The following is a 15798-nucleotide window of genomic DNA, read 5'->3' as shown; positions in this document are numbered from 1 at the left end:
ATGCGAAATCAGGGATGAGCGCCCGCATTCCCGCTCCGGCCGCCTGGATCGACGCATTTCATGGATCGAACAAAAAGCTCCGCTTCCGGCGAGGAAGCAGAGCGAAGGCCTTGCTTTGCTGAAATGGAAGTTGCCGTCCGGTTCCCGGCCTCGCCCGGCCCGTACCGTTCCCTGGCCGAATGCCGAGCCGCGCTCATCCGCCCTCCTCCAGCAGCCGCAGCATTTCCTTGGCGGCGGAACGGGACACCGGGATGCGGATCTCCTCCGCATGCTTGAGCACCGCATTGTAGGCTCCGTTGAACCAGGGCTGGATTTCACGGATATAGTCCAGGTTGACGAGATAGCTCCGGTGCGGCCGAAAAAAACCGGCGCCGAGGCGCTCCTCCAGCTCCTGCAGCGTCTGGCGCGCCGTATACTCGTTCCCGTCGGCCATCCGGATCCGGGTCAGCTTCTCTTCCTTGACGGCGAACAGCAGGGAGCGGCCGTCGAGCACGACCATCTTCCCCCCGTCCTCGATCAGCAGACGGATCCGCCGCGCGGCAGCGGGACCAGCGGAAGCCGGAAGCGGCGGAGACGTCGCGGCAGACGGTGTCCCGGCCGGCATTCCTGCTCCTGCCCGCCCGGCGTCCGCTCCGGCGGGAGAGGACGCCAGGCCCATGCCGCCAGGCCTGACCTCCTCTCCCGCCGCGGAAACAGCGGCTGCAGCCGCGGCCAGCTTGCTTCCCGCTTCCGCAGCGGGAACGGCCGCATGTCCCGCTCCCGCCGCGGCTGCGCCGGCCTCTCCCCCTCCCGCCGGCTGCTCGAGCATGCCCTTCTGCTTGCGCTCGCGCAGCCGCCTCAACGCCCGCCGAAGCCTCTCCTCATCGTAGGGCTTCAACAAATAATCCACCGCCTCGACTCCGAACGCATCGACCGCATAGTGGTCGTATGCCGTCGTGAAGACGAAGAGCGGCGGGTTGCCAGCCTCCATCAAGGCGCGAGCCGCCTGCAGGCCGGTCATTTCCGGCATCTCCACATCGAGGAAGACGGCATCCGGCCGCCCGGCAAGGACGGCCTCCATCGCTTCCTTGCCGCTGCAGGCCGGCTCCAGCAGCTCCAGGTCCGGCTCCTTGGACAGCATATAGACAAGCTCCTCGCGGGCCAGCCTCTCATCCTCGGCGATCAGCACGGTCAGCTTCATCCGATTCTCCTCTCCAGCGGCAAGCGGAAGGCCACCCGGCATCCGCCCGCAGGCAAATTCTCATAGACAAGGGCGGATTCGGTTCCGAAAAGCCGGATCAGCCTCTGATTCACGTTGTAGACGCCGAGGCCGTTGCCCCTGGGATCGGCGGTCTGCAAAGGGGCCGCGCCGAGCTTGGGCAGCGCCGCCCCGTCGATGCCGCCGCCGTTGTCCTCCACGGCAATGGACAGGCAGCCAGGCTCCCGCCGAAGCGTCACCTTGACGATTCCGCCGCTTCTGACGCTGCGCAAGCCGTGCTGGATGCTGTTCTCCACGAGCGGCTGCAGCGTCGAAGGCGGAATCTGGATTCCGGCCTCATCCGGACAGACGTCGCATTCCAGCCTCATCTGATCCCCGAAGCGGACCCGCAAGATGTTGAGGTAGATTCCAAGCTGCTCAAGCTCCTGCTCCAGCGGAATCAGCGGCGATTGGGCCGTCCGCAGGCTCGCTCTCATGAATTGGGCCAGCTGGTAGGTGAGCCCCTTGGCCGCTTCCGGCTGCGTGCGGATGAGCGTGACGATCGAATTCAGCGTGTTGAAGAGGAAATGGGGATGGATCTGCGCCTGCAGAGCGCGCAGCTCCGCTTCCTTCGTCAGCACCTCCAGCTCCGCCGCCCGCGCCAGCGTCAGCTGGCTTGAGATCAGCCGGCTGAGTCCTGCGGCGAACTCCTCCTCCACCCTGCGGATGAGACGGCGGTTGCGGTAATACAGCTGCAGCATGCCGACCGTCCGCCCCGATTGCTGATAAGGGATCAGGATGACGGCGCCAGGCTCGCGGTCGGCGCGCCGCTTCAATCCGTCCTTGCGGCGGGAGCCCGGAACGGCCGCTCTCCCCCGCTTCGACGCCAGCGTCTGCAGGGCCGATTCTTCCTCCTCCCGGCGCAGCTCGGCGACGACCGTGCCGCCTGTGCGGACAGCCTGCACGCATAACGGCGATCCGGTCGGATGCAGCGGCTCGAACCTGCGGGAGCCGGAGCCGGTGTAAGCAAGAATCGAAGCCGTATCCGCCACGGCGACGGCATCGGCCGGCAGCGCCAGCGCAAGCACGCGGGCAGCGGCTGACGCCCTCTCCACCGTGAGCTCCTGCTCCAGATGGGGCAGCACCGTTCCCGCCACGGCGAGCGCGCGCTGCGTCTCCAGCGCGCCTGACCGCTCCTGCTCCTTCAGCGCGACCTGGATCATTGCGACGAAGAGGGCGATGCCAAGGCTGCTGGACAGCACCATCGGCATGCCGATGCTGTTGACGAGAGCGACCGCCTCGGGCGAGGAGGTCGTATAGATGAGGATGACGCCCATCTGGAGAATGGGGGCGAATACGCCGATGAAAAAGGCCTTGATCGGAGCGATGATCCTCTCTTCGTAGAAGAAGCGGGCGACAAGCCCTGCCAGCAGGCCGATCAGCGGCGTGGAGACGAGGTAGGCGCCGCCGGCCAGCCCTCCGAGCGCCGCAGCATGCAGCCCGGCGATGAGTCCCGCTCCGGCGCCGACGTAGGCGCCGCCGAGCAGGCCGGCCAGCACGACGCCAATCAGAGCCGAGTGGGCCAGCAGCTGGCCGGGCTCAAGCCGGCTGATCCAGAAGGCGGCCTGCATGCCGTCCGTTCCGGCGACGACGCCGGAGTACGTGCCGGCAATGCCGATAAGACCGAACATCAGCGTGAACAGCAGGCCTGTCCGGATCGTCACCGCGCGATCCAGCAGCATGCGGAAGAGCGGAAGCCGAGTCATGATGAACATCACAATCAGCAGCATGCCCATCCGCTCGATGAGCACCCGGGTATAGGGCTCCATGGCTCCACTCCTTCGCTTCGGCAAATTTGACAGCGCTATCAAAGAAAAAATGGGAAGATGAGTCCATTTTATCCCGCCCCGCAATCATTTGCCTAGTTATTTTGTGCATGGAGGTTGAAGAAGACAACATGTGGAATCCTATCTATGGCAATCCATGAGAAACCGGAACGAAGCCGTTCAGGTACACTGCTTTCAGGAGCAAAATATCCAGCACGAGAGAGGATGAGCGGAATGGCCAAGCTGTACCCTTACCTGCATTCGGAGGACGCGAGAGCGCAGGCGGAATTCTATACGGAGGCTCTTGGAGGCGAAATCCTGTCCGTCATGACTCACGGCGAAATGCCGGGCGCCAAGGACGACAGCCTCAAGGACAAGGTTCTCCATCTGGCGCTCGTCGCCGCAGGCGTGACGATCTTCCTATCGGACTCTTTCCGTCCCGTCCATCCCGGCACCAATCTCAATCTGTCGCTTGAATTCGCCGACGGGGAAGAGGCGCGCCAAGCCTTCGCCAAACTGGCGGAAGGCGGAACGATCGGGCATGCGCTGGAACCGGCTTTCTGGGGAACGCTCTTCGGGCAGGTGACGGACAAATACGGCATTCTCTGGATGATTACGACCGAAGCCTCTCAGGCCGGCTGATCCATGCGAAAGCTTGCTTATATCAAAAAAGCCCGGGATCACCCGGGCTTTTCACGCTTGCTTCGGCCACCTGACCCTCTGGATCGATGACGCGGGATCATTCAGCTGTCTGATGATTCATGAATTTGACTTGCGGCGGCCTATGCTGGCGAGTCAGCCTTCCTGTCCGCCGCCCGGCATGCCCCGCTTCATGCTTCCGGCGAGCTCCGCCCGCACCCGCTTGGGGAACTTGGCCACTACGAGCTGATAGCTCTCCTGGAGCATCTGCCGGACGGTATCGCCGGGAACGTTGCCATTCAGCACGACCGTGTTCCAGTGCCGCTTGTTCATATGGTATCCCGGAAGCACCGAATCCGGGTAGCTTTCCCGCTGCAGCCAGGCTTCGTCCGGATCGGTCTTCAGGTTCACGCTCTCCCATCCGGCATGCCTCCCGAAGAGGGCGAACATCTTGTCCTTCACGTACAGCACCTGCATATCGGGGTCGAAAGGGGTTTTCACGCTGGCTCCCGGGTAGCCTAGGCCAAGCTTGATCAGCTTTTCATGGTTCACTGCGCTTTCCTCCCCCTCCAGTCGTTCTCGCGATCATTCCCCTACGATGGCTTCCGCCTCGATCTCGATCAGAAGCCGCGGATCGATGAGAGCTTTCACTTCGACCATCGTCGCAGCCGGCTGCACGTCCCCGAAAAATTCCCCGTGGGCTCTGCCTGCTTCCTCCCAGCGGGAAATATCCGTGACGTACATCCTCGTCCGGACGACATCCGACAGGCTTCCGCCGAGCTCCTGGACGGCATCGCCGATGATGCCGAGCACGGCCACGGCTTGTTCGTACAGATCGCCCTCGCCGATCACTTCCCCGTCCTTCATCGCCGTCGTGCCGGCCACCTCGATCCGGTTGCCCGCCCGCACGGCCCGGCAATAGCCGACGTTCGATTCCCATGGCGACCCGGTAAACACTTTTTTCCGCTCCATAGCCGAATCCATCTCCTTCCCCGTTCCTCTCGCGGGAGAAGCTGCCCCCTCGCCGCGGCTGAGCAAATCTTCTGCCGGGTTGAGCTCCACTTCGGATCTCCCCTTCGGATCTCCCCTTCCTGTCCTGGCCGCCTCGCGTGCCCCTTCCGGATCCGGAGCCGTCCGCCATTTGCTTCATTATACGCGCAGCCATGCTCCGCTCCAATCCCAGCCGCAGGATTTTTCCGGCTTGCAGGCGACTTCATGGCCTTATTCCTGCCGCTGAGCGCCGGAGTCCCCGAAGCTCCTTGGCGGAAGCGGCGACGTCGGTTGGCCCCGGAACGAAAAAAGATCCCCGAAGGGATCTGGAGAGTTCCTATTGCATGGAAGCCGGCCCGAAGCCGCGTCGTCACCTGTTGACCGTTACGGTGATCGTCTCGCTGGAAGCGGCCCCTGCCGCGTTCACGAACTCCGCCCGGTACACATACATGCCTTTGGGACGTCCGGAAATGTCCGTGAAGGCCGACTGGGCCGCCGGCGTCGCCGCTTTCAGCGCCTGGGTATCGATCAGCATGCCGTTCTCATACAGGCGGTACTCGGCTGCGTTCGTTCCCCACCACATGTTGGCGGTCACGCGGTAGGCTCCGTCGCCGTCCCAGTTGTCATGGGAAAGCACCGGCTTGCCGGGATTCGCGTCGGTCACCTGTACGGTCAGCGGAGCGCTGCGCGCCGTTCCCTTGGCGTTGATCAGCTCGGCCGTGTAGACATACGTGCCGTTGGATTTTCCCGAAATCTCCGCCGCGGACGATTGGGCGGAAGGCGTTGCATCGGCCAGCACGACGGTGCGGATCAGCTTGCCGTTTTCGTACAGCTTGTAGATGCTGCCGTTGTTGCCCCACCACATGTTCATCGTGATCTTGTAGCTGCCGTCGCGCAAGCCGTTGACATGCCCGTTGTTGTCGCTGAGCACCGGAGTTCCCGGAGCCCCCTTGGCCGAAGCGGCGCCCTCGGTTACGTTGAAGGCGGTCGTCTGCTCGGCCGTATTGCCGGCCGCGTCCTTCACGATATAGCGTACGGCGTGCGCGCCGAGACCCAGATCGGCCGCGAGCAGCTGCGTTCCGCTAGCCAGCGCTTGTCCGTCCAGCAGCAGCTCGGAGGAGACGATGCCGGAGAGGGCATCCGTTGCCTGCAGCTCGAACCTCAGCGTATCCGTGAAGGCCGCATCGGTCACAGGTCCTCCCGATTGCGTCAGAACGGCGTCCGGGACGGTCTTATCTATGCGGACCGTCAGCTCCCGTTCCGATTCCCTGTTGCCGGCGGCGTCGATGGAATAATAACGAAGCGTATTCGCGCCCTCGCCCGCAAGCAGGATCGGAGCTCCATAGACGGTGTCGCCGCTTCCATTGAGGCTGTAGAACGTCTTCAGGCTGCCGGCACGGTCATCCGCCGCTTCAAGAGCAACCGTCACGTCGGCCTGATGCCAGCCTGCGGCATTCGGCTCGCCCGACAGCGAAGCGGTCGTTGCCGGCGCGGCCGTATCGGCCGGCAGGGCGATATCCTGAGCGCCGCGCAGCTTCAGCTGGTAGACGCCCTTGAACACAGAGGAAACGCCCTGCAGCTGAACCAGGTCGCCGTCATGATACGGGAAGCTGTCCTGGCTGAGACCGGTGCGGACATCGGCCCGCACGCGTACGGAAGCCCCGTCCTTCACGGCATCGAATTCAACCGAGCCCGACGGCGAAGCGGCAGCCAGATTGGCGATCGTCGCTTCGCCGATCGAGATCAGCGTTCCCTGGTTGGCCGCCGTCACGGTGTCGGCCGCGGCGGCCGAAGGCAGCTCCTGCGTTCCGGTCTTCACGATGGATTCAGGGTTGGCCAGTTCCAGCTCGCTGTTGTAGACGGCCGTCTCGGCCGTCAGCTCCACGACGTCGCCCGCATGGAAGCCCGGTTCGCTCTGGAACACGTAGATGCCCGCCGTCCCATCCTGCAAGTAGAAGGATTCGCCGCCGTAAATCCCCGGCTCGCTGACGATGACGCCTTGAACGGAAACGACGCTGCCGGATGGCAGCGTCCTTGCGTCCGACAGCGTTGTTTTAGCCGGCTTGGGAGTCGGCGTTGCGGTCGGGGTTGGCGTCTTGGTCGGAGCCGGGGTCGCTGTCGGCGCCGGAGTCGGCGTCGGCAGCGGCTCGGGCTGGACATTCCCGAGCGTGACCGCGACGGTCTTGAGATTGGTGCTGTTCTGGCGCAAGCGCAGATTCGCCGCTCCAGTGGAGCCGGACTTGATGCGGATGCTGAGCACCTTGGCGGCGCTGCCCGAGCTGTCCGCTGTCAGGCTGAACGCGGAGCTGTACGCATACGCGCTCGGCCAGGTGCCGTCATCGTTCTGCACCTGGGCGATCTGCGTGCCGCTGGCCGTCAGGTAGATGCCCAGCGAATAACCGCTGAGCGTGCTGCCCGGCGTCAGGCCGCTTGCATTCACGCGGATCTGGAATTCGCTGCCGTTGTTCGGAAGCGTCGCCTGCGAGACGAAGTCGTAGCCGACCGTGCCGGGCGCCGGAGTAGGCGCAGGCGTCGCGCTCGGCGTCGGTGTCGGGGATGCGGTCGACGTCGGCGTTGGCGTCGGGCCGCTCTTCACCCCGTAGGACCCGGCGCGGAACGTGCTGGAATCATACCATTTGTAGCCGGCGTTCGGAGCTGCCCATGGCTCGGCCTGCGGCTCCGTAGAGTTCGCCGGATTCTCGAAGGCGAGCAGCGGCGTCGGATTGTCCAGCGTCAGGCCGGATACCTGGGACAAGCTCGTATAGCTTTCGGAAGCGGCCAGCCAGTTCACGAGGTTGACGAGCAGCTTGCCGTCATCCACTTCCTTGAAGCCGTCGTAGGTCGTTTTCTTCGCTCCCGTATCCTCTCTCACATACTTCGGCGTCGCGTCCTCGACCGGCGAGGAGTCGCCGATGAACGCGGCCTTGCCCGCGCCTTTTTTGGAGACCGCCACATAAGGGCCTTCTTCGATGCCTCCGCCGTTGTAGACGCCCTGGTCGACGGCGCTGCTCCATTTGGCGCTCGTTTTGGGCAGATAAACGATGCCTTTGGCTTTCGCCGGGTCGATGATCGCCAGCGTGGAGCCGGCATGCATCGCTACCGAGGACACGCCTTGGGTGATTCCAAACGCCTGGTCCGGCGCTACGATATTGCTCGCGTTGATGTCTCCGAGCGCGTTGTAGCGGAAGCGCACGCCGAAGTTGTCGGCCAGCCAGTCGGAGCTTTGCACGCCCTGCATCGCTGGAGATGCGGCTTCCTCGGCGCTCATTCCCTTCGCAGGGTTGTCCCAAGCTCCGCGGCGGTAGCCGTTGAACGACTCGCTGCCGTCCCAGCGGTTCTTGTTGCGGTCGGCGTTGTAGTGGTCGCCGATGAAGAAGATGCTGCCGCCGTTCTGCACGTACTGGGCCATGGCCGCCTGCTCGCTCGTTTTGAACGGAACGTTGGCCTCGGCGGTGACGAAGACATTATAAGGGCTTAAATCCGCCAGGGTGATCGGGGCGGACTTGCGGAGCTCCTGGACATCGAAGCCGGCTGTGGCGAGCGCGTTGCCGAAGTCCGAGAAGCCTCCGTCGATGACCCAGTCCGCCGCGCCCGCCGTCTGGGCATGCGTATTGTCGAACAGCACTTTCTTCCCTGCGTTGCCGTTGACGACCTTGGCCTTGATGAACGGCGCCGGATCCGCGGGTCCCTCGGCATGCGCCTGACCTCCGCCCCAAGCCGTCAGCTGGGTCGGCACCAGCACAGCGGCGGCAAGCGCCGCATGCAGCAATCTTTTCTTCCATAGCGAATTCGTCCTCATCATGATCCCCTTTCCGGTTGAGCCGGAATATTCTGTTAATCTCCCGGCAGAAATAGAATATATCAGGAAAATGTTTTCGGATAGTCATTTGTTAGGTAAATTTTATTGCTACTCAGATAAATTTATGTAAACATTTGAATAAGAATCGGTTTGCATGCTCCTTCTTCACCTTGATTGCGGACAGCAAAAAAACCGCTCTCCCGAGCGGTCCAAGCTGTCCAGATCGAACCCAGCCGCGCCGTTCAAGCTCTCCGGCCCAGCCGTGGACAGACTCCGGCGACCTTGCTCCCGTCAGTCCGGAGCCACGACCTCGACCTTGATCCGGTCCGGATCCTCGCAGAACAAGGCGTAATGCCCTTCTCCTCCGCCATAAGGATAGCGTTCTCCATAGAGCATGGCCGTTCCCCTGGCAGCCAGCTCTGCCGCAAGGCGGTCGACCTGTCCGCGGGAAGAGGCGTGGAAGGCCACATGGTTCATTCCTACCTTGCGCCTGTGGTAGGCCGGTTCGCGGTGCCGCTCCTCCACCTGCACCAGAACGAGGTAGAACCTGTCCTTTTTCCAGCTTCGCCCCTGCTCCCAGCGCTGATAGGGCTCGTAGCCGAGCTCTCCAAGCAGCCAGCCCCAAAACCCGGCCGAAGCCTCCAGATCGGATACATACAGTTCCAAGTGGTGCAGCATGGTCTCTCCCAGCTTTCTAGTAGGATTGGATATGTTTTTGCCGTGTCGGCCAAGAAAGAATCTGCCCCATGACGCCGAATGGTTGAAGAAGTCAGCCGCCGCCGCTGTCGACCCCACGGATGGCCCCTGCGGAAATCATAGCAATCCATGAGAAACAGCAGTTAGGGAAAGAGGGTATGCTAGAATCAAATCCAATGATGAGGTGATCAATGATGTCTCTTACATCGAGCATGATCTTTGTCAATCTTCCCGTAAAAGACCTGGACAAGTCAATGGCGTTCTTCCGTGAGGTCGGCTTCGCCTTCAACCCGGACATGACGAACAGCGACGCCGCCTGCATGATCGTAAGCGAGCAGATCTACGTCATGCTGCTGACCGAGCCCTTCTTCGGCAAGTTCGTCAACAAAGAGCTCGCGGATGCTTCCCGCACCGCAGAGGCGATCATCTCCATAACGGCGGACAGCCGGGCCAAGGTGGACGAGATTTTCGAGACCGCTCTGAAAGCCGGCGCCAAAGCGACGATCGATGTCTCCGATCTTGGCTTCATGTATACCCGAAGCTTCGAGGATGTCGACGGACATCTATGGGAAGTATTCCATATGGATATGGCCGCGATGGCTGGGCAGGGCCAGCAGGCCGAGCCGACCGCCTAAGCGAAGCATGGACGGCTGCATCCCCATTCTGCCGGAATTTCAATTGGAATAAAGGCGCAAGCTTCTTCTAATACGCATAGAAAAAGACGGTCCGGGACTTCCTCTTTTCCCGGATCGTCTTTTCTCCGTTTGATGCCAATTTTATTGAATGGAACCCCGTTCCTCCAGAACCGGCCGGTATGCTTCCAGAACCGTCTTCGCTTCCTCTTCCGCACCGAGCTTCATCGATTCGTCCAGGGCGTGGGCGAGCTCCATCTGCAGCTTGGCCACCTTGGTGACCCTTTGCGCTTCCAGCAGCTCAAGCAGATCCGGCATGATATCCTCCGCCGTGACCGGCTCCGGCTTCCTGCCCAGCCTCTTCAACCACAAGCTCCGGCCGTCGGTCATCAGAATGCTTTCGTCCAATAGTCTGTATTCACGCATCGCTGCTCGCCTCCTCTTTCTTCTTACCCATCCAACGACCGGTTTGCCGCAAAGGTTCCTATATTTTTCTATTTTTCCATTCTAAAGGCTGGAGCCCCTCTTACTCGTCTCATTCCCGTCTCCTTTCCGTCTCATTCCCATGGAATTCCCAGCCCCATTTTCCGGCTCTCTTCGAAACAATAAAACACCCCCTCCCCGCAGCCATCGGCTTCGCGCTCAAGGTGCGATTCCTTTGGCTGCGGCAAGGGGGCTTCTTTATTCCCCTACAGCTTGGAGGAAAATCAGCTGTCGAGGGATACAATCTGGCCGATTCCCGCATTGTTTACAAGAATATCAAACCGATTATCGCCCGTACGCTTCCGCAGGGCCTCATCCGATTTTGCAAATAAGTCATGAATGCCGTCAAGGGTGCTCAAGTCAGCTCCGATCGTGAAGGCTTCGCCTCCACTTTGGACGATTTTATGCGCCACTTCCTCCGCTTCATGGCGCCTCTTTCCATAATGCACGGCAATGATTGCGCCTTCCTGCGCCAGACGCAACGCGATGCCGCGCCCGATCCCCCTGCTTGCGCCGGTTACCAAAGCGATCTTCCCTCTCAACCTACTCATGCTTTCATCTCCTTATTTGGACTGCATGTTAAGTTATATCAGAGCGAGATGATCGCAATGTTGCTCATACATTCCGAAGCAGCCAAACCGGCCCAACCGACCCATCCGATTCAATCCCCCGATGGCAGAAATTCCGGATCCCGGGAGCGTGAACTTCGTAATGGGAGTCTTGGGTTTCATGGCTCGTCAACGCTGCTGCAAGGCGGCCACAGGATCCTCCTGCGCGCCTGCCGGAATCTCCTTGTCGGAGCTGTACAGCTCGCTGTAGAAGCCGCCGCGGCGCAGCAGCTCCTCATGGGTGCCCTGCTCCTCCAGCCGTCCATCCTTGAGCACCAGAATCTTGTCCGCGCTGCGGATCGTTCCAAGCCGGTGAGCGATGACGAAGCTTGTCCGGCCTTTCATGAGCCGCTGCAGCCCTTCTTGAATTTTGATCTCGGTCACGGTATCGATGCTGCTCGTCGCCTCGTCGAGAACGAGCATGGACGGATTCGCGAGAATCGCCCTCGCGATGGCGAGCAGCTGCTTCTGCCCGCTGCTGATGCCGCTGCCGTCCGCGCTCAGCATTTTGCCGTAGCCGTCCTTCAGCCGCATGATGAAGGAATGGGCGTTGGCCAGCTTGGCCGCCTCCTCCACTTCCTCGTCGGTCGCATCGAGCCTTCCGTACCGGATGTTCTCCCGTATCGTTCCTTCGAACAGGAACGAGTCCTGCAGCACGAAAGCCATGCGGGAGCGCAGGCTGTCCCGGCGGATGCCGGCCAAATCCTTGCCGTCGAGCGTAATCCGCCCGGAGGTCGGCTCGTAGAAGCGCGAGAGCAGGCTGATGACCGTCGTTTTGCCCGCTCCCGTAGGACCGACAAGGGCGATCGTCTCGCCGGGCCGGGCTTCGAAGTCGATGCCCGTCAGCGTCTCGCGGCCTTCCTCGTAGCCGAAGGATACATGCTCGAAGCGCACCGCCCCTTCGACCTTGCCGAGCCGCTCGGCCTTGCTGTCCTCCCGCTCCTCCGGCTCCTCGTCGAGCACCTCGAAGACCCGCTCGGCGCCTGCAATGGCCGACAGCAGCGTATTCCACTGGTTCGCCAGGTCATTCAGCGGACGGGTGAACTGGCGCGCATACTCGGCGAACACGATGATGGTGCCGACCGTAATGGCGCCGCGCACGGCCAGAATCCCGCCGACGCCCGCCACGATCGCGAAGCTCAGGTTGTTCAGGCTGTTCATGACCTTGGGGATGAAGCCCGAGATCGTCTGCGCCCAGAATCCGGACAGCCGGATGCGCTCGTTGCGCTCGCGGAACGCCTCCTTGACCTGCTCCTCGCGGGAGAAGGCCGTAATGACCCGCTGGCCGGACAGCGTCTCCTCGATGTAGCCGTTCAGCTCGCCCAGATTGCGCTGGCGGGCCTTGAACAGAGGGCCGGTCCGCTTGGTGATCCAGCGCATGCCGACCGCCATCAGCGGCACGACGACAAAGGTCAGCAGCGTCAGCAGCGGACTGAGCCACAGCATGACGCTCACCGTTCCGGCCAGCGTCAGCACGCTGGAGAAGATCTGGATCGCGGAGCTGTTGAGGGTGGAGCTGACATTTTCGATATCGTTCGTCAGGCGGCTCATGATCTCGCCCTGCTGGCGCTTGCCGTAGAACGGAATGGGCAGCCGGTGCAGATGGGCGAACAGGTCGCTTCGCAGCCGGTATACCGTCTCCTGCGCGATCGTGATCATCCACACGTTGTGGATCCAGGACGTTGCCGAAGAGAGCACGTAGACGATGCCGAGCCCGGCGAGGAACAGGCCCCATCCTTCGGTCTGGCTGCCTTCCTTGAGATAGAGGTCGACGGCGCGCCCGATCATGTACGGACCGAGCAAGGCAAGCGCGGAGCTGACCGCCACCAGCACGAGCACGACCGTCAGCTTCACCTTGCGCTTCGCCAGATACCCCCACACCCGCCTCAGCGTGCCGGTCCAGTCCTTGGCCTTCGCCTTCGGCTTGCCGCCGCGGACGCCCGCAGGCGGAAGCGAAGGATCCGGCTCGGGGCGCGGAACTCTCAGCGGTTCGAGCCCTTGCTTAAGCATGGCGGGCCTCCTCTCCATACTGCGACTCGTAGATGCGGCGATACAGCTCCGAATCCGCCATCAGCCGGTCATGGCGCCCTGCCGCCGTCAGACGGCCGTCCTCCAGCAGCAGGATCAGGTCCGCCGACACGGTCGAGCTTATTTTCTGCGTAATCAGGAATGTCGTGCAGCTCATGGCTTCCAGCTCCTGCAGCAAGAGGGCTTCGGTCTTCAGGTCGAGAGCGCTGGTGCTGTCGTCTAGAATAAGAATCTTCGGCTCTCTGACGAGCGCTCTGGCGATGGACAGCCGCTGCTTCTGGCCGCCGGAGAGGTTCACGCCGCGCTGGCCGAGCATCGTTCCGTACCCGTCCGGCAGGCGCATGATCGTCTCATGCAGCTGGGCCGCCTTCGCCGCGGCCGCGATCTGCTCCTCCGTCGCATGCTCGTTGCCCCAGGATATATTTTCGCTGACGGTGCCGGAGAACAGCGTCACGTCCTGCGGCACATAACCGATCGCCCGGCGCAGCGTCTGGACATCAAGCTCCCGAAGCTCGGTGCCTCCGACCGCAATCACGCCAGAGGTCGGCTCATACAGACGCAAAATCAGCTGCACGAGCGAGGACTTGCCGGAGCCCGTCGCCCCCATGATCGCGACTCGCTGTCCCGCGCGCGCATGGAAGCTGATGTTCTCCAGGATAGGGATGCTGCTCTCCGGGTAGGTGAAGCCGACCGAGCGGAATTCGACATCCGAGCCCGCAAGCGGCTTCGTTCCGGAAGCCGCCTGCGCTTCCGAAGGGTCCGCGTTCAGCACTTCGCGGATCCGTCGGGACGATGCGCCGGCTCGGGAGAACATCGCGGCGATCCATGCCAGCATGCTCATTGCGCCGATCGTCCGCAGCGCATAGTTGATGACCGCGACCGTCTGGCCCTCGGTCGCCGATCCGGCTGCGATATCGAGCCGGCCGTACCAGAGAATGGCGATGATGGCGGCGTTGACGATCAGCATGATGAACGGCTGGGTCGTTTCCGTCAGCCGCAAGGCGCGCACGGTGCCCTTCATCAGCTCGGCGCCGGCTTCCCCGAAGCGCTTGACTTCATGGCCCATGCGGACAAAAACGCGGATGAGCCGGATGCCGGTCAAGTTCTCCTGAATGACTGCGTTGACCTTGTCGAGACGGCGCTGCACCGTCTGGAAGACGGAAGACGCCCGGCCGATCATCCAGCCGACGAAAAGCAGCAGCAGCGGCAGCGTCGCGGCCAGCATAAGGCCAAGCCGGAAGTTGACGATGAGCGCCATCAGGACGCTTCCCGCGACCACAAGCGGGATTCTCGTCATGAAGCGGAGCGCCATGAAGACCGTATCCTGAACCTGGCTGACGTCTCCCGTCAGGCGGGTGATCAGGCTCGACGCCGCGAACCGATTGAAAACCTCGTAGGTGAACGACTGCACTTTGCCGTACAGCCGCTCCCGCAGGTCGTAGCCGAATCCCTGGCTTGCGTACGAAGCATAGAAGGAGCTGCATATCCCCGCCGCGAAGGCGATCAGCGCCCCTCCAGCGAGCACGCCTCCCCACAGCCAGACGACCTGCAGATTTTTATGGGCGATGCCTTCATCGATGATCTTCGCGATGATAAAAGGCTGGGACAGCTCCACCGCCAGCTCGACCAGCATCATCAGCAGGGCGACTCCGGCCGAGACGCGGTACTTGGACAGCGATGACAATACTTTCTCCATGTGCCGTGATGCACCTCCAAGCTATGTATGCGTTCATTATACCCTATATTTCCCAAGGACGGCTCTGCGCTCGAACCTGTCGGTCCGCCTCCATCCTTGCGGTAGGCGTCCGTCTCGGCTTTTGCGGCCGCCCTTCATTATCGATTGCTTGCAAGGCTGCAAGGGCAAGCCTTGCTGGCAAGAGCAAGGCTGCGTGGGCAAGGCTGCATGGGCAAGAGCAAAGCTGTAAGGGCAAGAGCAAAGCTGTAAGGGCAAGAGCAAAGCTGCATGGGCAAGAGCAAAGCTGTAAGGCTAGCCTTTTCTGAAGTGCCGGCACATGACATGAAGAATGAGCCTGGCTCGCCCTGCCTATCGGACATACGATCCGTTATTCCGGGTTCCGGCACCGTTTAAAAAAATTTAACGGACATCAGATCCGTTATTGTTGGCTTTCTTGCCCTTCTGGACCGATTTTTGTTGGAATAACGGATCCTATGTCCGATAAATCAAATTTTATGGGAAAATCGAGCAAATAACGGATCCTATGTCCGATAACCGTTATTTCCAGCAGCCGTGTACACTACTGGCTTCTAAATATGGATGTATTTCCGACTACCGTCCCCGCACAATGATTCTTACCCCACTGCATGAAGACATAGCAACGCTGCTGGCGACTTAGCCATCCTGCTCGCGGACTTAGCAACTTAGCAACTTAGCCGTCCACTGGCGGACTTAGCAACGTAGCAACTTAGCCATCCGCTGGCGGACTTAGCAACGTAGCAACTTAGCCATCCGCTGGCGGACTTAGAAACTTAGCAACTTAGCCATCCGCTGCCGGACTTAGCAACATAGCAACTTAGCCATCCACTGGCGGACTTAGCAACGTAGCAACATAGCAACTAGCCATCCGCTGCCGGACTTAGCAATGTAGCAACTAGCCATCCGCTGCCGGACTTAGCAACTTAGCAACTTAGCCATCCACTGGCGGACTTAGAAACGTAGCAACTTAGCCATTCTGCTGCCGGACTTAGCAACGTAGCAACTTAGCCATTCTGCTGCCGGACTTAGCAACGTAGCAACTTAGCCATCCACTGGCGGACTTAGAAACGTAGCAACTTAGCCATCCTGCTCGCGGACTTAGCAACATAGCAACTCAGCCATCCTGCTCGCGGACTTAGCAACATAGCAACTAGCCATCCGCTGGCGGACTTAGCAACGCTGCTGGCGACTAGCCAATCTGCCGGC

General features: G+C 61.4%; 11 protein-coding genes and 1 pseudogene. 2 read left to right on the top strand and 10 right to left on the bottom strand.

The window, feature by feature from the left end; translation table 11 throughout:
- Nucleotides 1-193: 193 nt before the first annotated feature.
- Both CIC07_RS25305 and CIC07_RS04025 read right to left on the bottom strand, forming a co-directional pair.
- Nucleotides 194-1180 (bottom strand): LytR/AlgR family response regulator transcription factor, encoded by a 987-nt coding sequence (locus CIC07_RS25305; protein WP_076358647.1) that lies wholly within the window; start codon nt 1178-1180, stop codon nt 194-196.
- The gene (locus tag CIC07_RS04025) at nt 1177-3006 is read right to left on the bottom strand and encodes a LytS/YhcK type 5TM receptor domain-containing protein (protein ID WP_076358646.1); all 1830 of its coding nucleotides are present in this window, start codon (nt 3004-3006) and stop codon (nt 1177-1179) included. The genes CIC07_RS25305 and CIC07_RS04025 overlap by 4 nt, the downstream gene beginning before the upstream one ends.
- 231 nt (nt 3007-3237) lie before the next feature.
- Between CIC07_RS04025 and CIC07_RS04020 the strand changes: the two genes are divergently transcribed.
- Nucleotides 3238-3645, top strand: coding sequence for a VOC family protein (locus CIC07_RS04020; RefSeq protein ID WP_076358645.1), 408 nt, complete (start codon nt 3238-3240; stop codon nt 3643-3645).
- Between the two features lie 153 nt (nt 3646-3798).
- Here the strand turns inward: CIC07_RS04020 and CIC07_RS04015 are convergent, their stop codons facing one another.
- From CIC07_RS04015 to CIC07_RS04000, 4 genes are all read right to left on the bottom strand, one after another.
- Nucleotides 3799-4194: an MmcQ/YjbR family DNA-binding protein gene (locus CIC07_RS04015; RefSeq protein WP_083688520.1), complete on the bottom strand. Its 396-nt coding sequence runs from the start codon at nt 4192-4194 to the stop codon at nt 3799-3801.
- Nucleotides 4195-4227: 33 nt separating this feature from the next.
- Entirely contained in the window at nt 4228-4614 is a 387-nt protein-coding gene (locus CIC07_RS04010) for a RidA family protein (protein ID WP_076358851.1), read from the bottom strand.
- A gap of 388 nt (nt 4615-5002) precedes the next feature.
- Nucleotides 5003-8434, bottom strand: a complete 3432-nt coding sequence (locus CIC07_RS04005; protein ID WP_076358643.1) for an OmpL47-type beta-barrel domain-containing protein — start codon at nt 8432-8434, stop codon at nt 5003-5005.
- A 288-nt stretch (nt 8435-8722) separates the two neighbouring features.
- Nucleotides 8723-9106, bottom strand: a complete 384-nt coding sequence (locus CIC07_RS04000; protein ID WP_234993045.1) for a VOC family protein — start codon at nt 9104-9106, stop codon at nt 8723-8725.
- A gap of 215 nt (nt 9107-9321) precedes the next feature.
- Between CIC07_RS04000 and CIC07_RS03995 the strand changes: the two genes are divergently transcribed.
- On the top strand, nt 9322-9762 hold the full coding sequence (locus CIC07_RS03995) for a VOC family protein (RefSeq protein ID WP_076358641.1): 441 nt from the start codon (nt 9322-9324) through the stop codon (nt 9760-9762).
- Between the two features lie 141 nt (nt 9763-9903).
- Here the strand turns inward: CIC07_RS03995 and CIC07_RS03990 are convergent, their stop codons facing one another.
- The 4 genes and pseudogenes from CIC07_RS03990 to CIC07_RS03975 all read right to left on the bottom strand — a co-directional run bounded on the left by CIC07_RS03990 (nt 9904) and on the right by CIC07_RS03975 (nt 14574).
- Entirely contained in the window at nt 9904-10185 is a 282-nt protein-coding gene (locus CIC07_RS03990) for a hypothetical protein (RefSeq protein ID WP_139334446.1), read from the bottom strand.
- A 287-nt stretch (nt 10186-10472) separates the two neighbouring features.
- Nucleotides 10473-10793 (bottom strand): annotated as a pseudogene (locus CIC07_RS03985) (SDR family NAD(P)-dependent oxidoreductase); the annotation flags it as partial.
- Nucleotides 10794-10979: 186 nt separating this feature from the next.
- The gene (locus CIC07_RS03980) at nt 10980-12860 is read right to left on the bottom strand and encodes an ABC transporter ATP-binding protein (RefSeq protein WP_076358638.1); all 1881 of its coding nucleotides are present in this window, start codon (nt 12858-12860) and stop codon (nt 10980-10982) included.
- Nucleotides 12853-14574 carry an ABC transporter ATP-binding protein gene (locus tag CIC07_RS03975; protein WP_076358637.1) on the bottom strand — a complete coding sequence of 574 codons (1722 nt, stop codon included), beginning with the start codon at nt 14572-14574 and terminating at the stop codon, nt 12853-12855. Before CIC07_RS03975 ends, CIC07_RS03980 begins: the two co-directional genes overlap by 8 nt.
- Nucleotides 14575-15798: the final 1224 nt, after the last annotated feature.

This window comes from Paenibacillus sp. RUD330 (assembly GCF_002243345.2).
Classification (GTDB): Bacteria; Bacillota; Bacilli; order Paenibacillales; family Paenibacillaceae; genus Paenibacillus_O.
This window is presented reverse-complemented; position numbering and strand designations above follow the sequence as displayed.

Excerpts from the sequence above, each read along its gene's own strand:
- CIC07_RS25305 (WP_076358647.1), bottom strand. The coding sequence starts at position 1,180 with ATGAAGCTGACCGTGCTGATCGCCGAGGATGAGAGGCTGGCCCGCGAG.
- CIC07_RS04025 (WP_076358646.1), bottom strand. The coding sequence starts at position 3,006 with ATGGAGCCCTATACCCGGGTGCTCATCGAGCGGATGGGCATGCTGCTG.
- CIC07_RS04020 (WP_076358645.1), top strand. The coding sequence starts at position 3,238 with ATGGCCAAGCTGTACCCTTACCTGCATTCGGAGGACGCGAGAGCGCAG.
- CIC07_RS04010 (WP_076358851.1), bottom strand. The coding sequence starts at position 4,614 with ATGGAGCGGAAAAAAGTGTTTACCGGGTCGCCATGGGAATCGAACGTC.
- CIC07_RS04005 (WP_076358643.1), bottom strand. The coding sequence starts at position 8,434 with ATGATGAGGACGAATTCGCTATGGAAGAAAAGATTGCTGCATGCGGCG.
- CIC07_RS03995 (WP_076358641.1), top strand. The coding sequence starts at position 9,322 with ATGTCTCTTACATCGAGCATGATCTTTGTCAATCTTCCCGTAAAAGAC.
- CIC07_RS03990 (WP_139334446.1), bottom strand. The coding sequence starts at position 10,185 with ATGCGTGAATACAGACTATTGGACGAAAGCATTCTGATGACCGACGGC.
- CIC07_RS03980 (WP_076358638.1), bottom strand. The coding sequence starts at position 12,860 with ATGCTTAAGCAAGGGCTCGAACCGCTGAGAGTTCCGCGCCCCGAGCCG.
- CIC07_RS03975 (WP_076358637.1), bottom strand. The coding sequence starts at position 14,574 with ATGGAGAAAGTATTGTCATCGCTGTCCAAGTACCGCGTCTCGGCCGGA.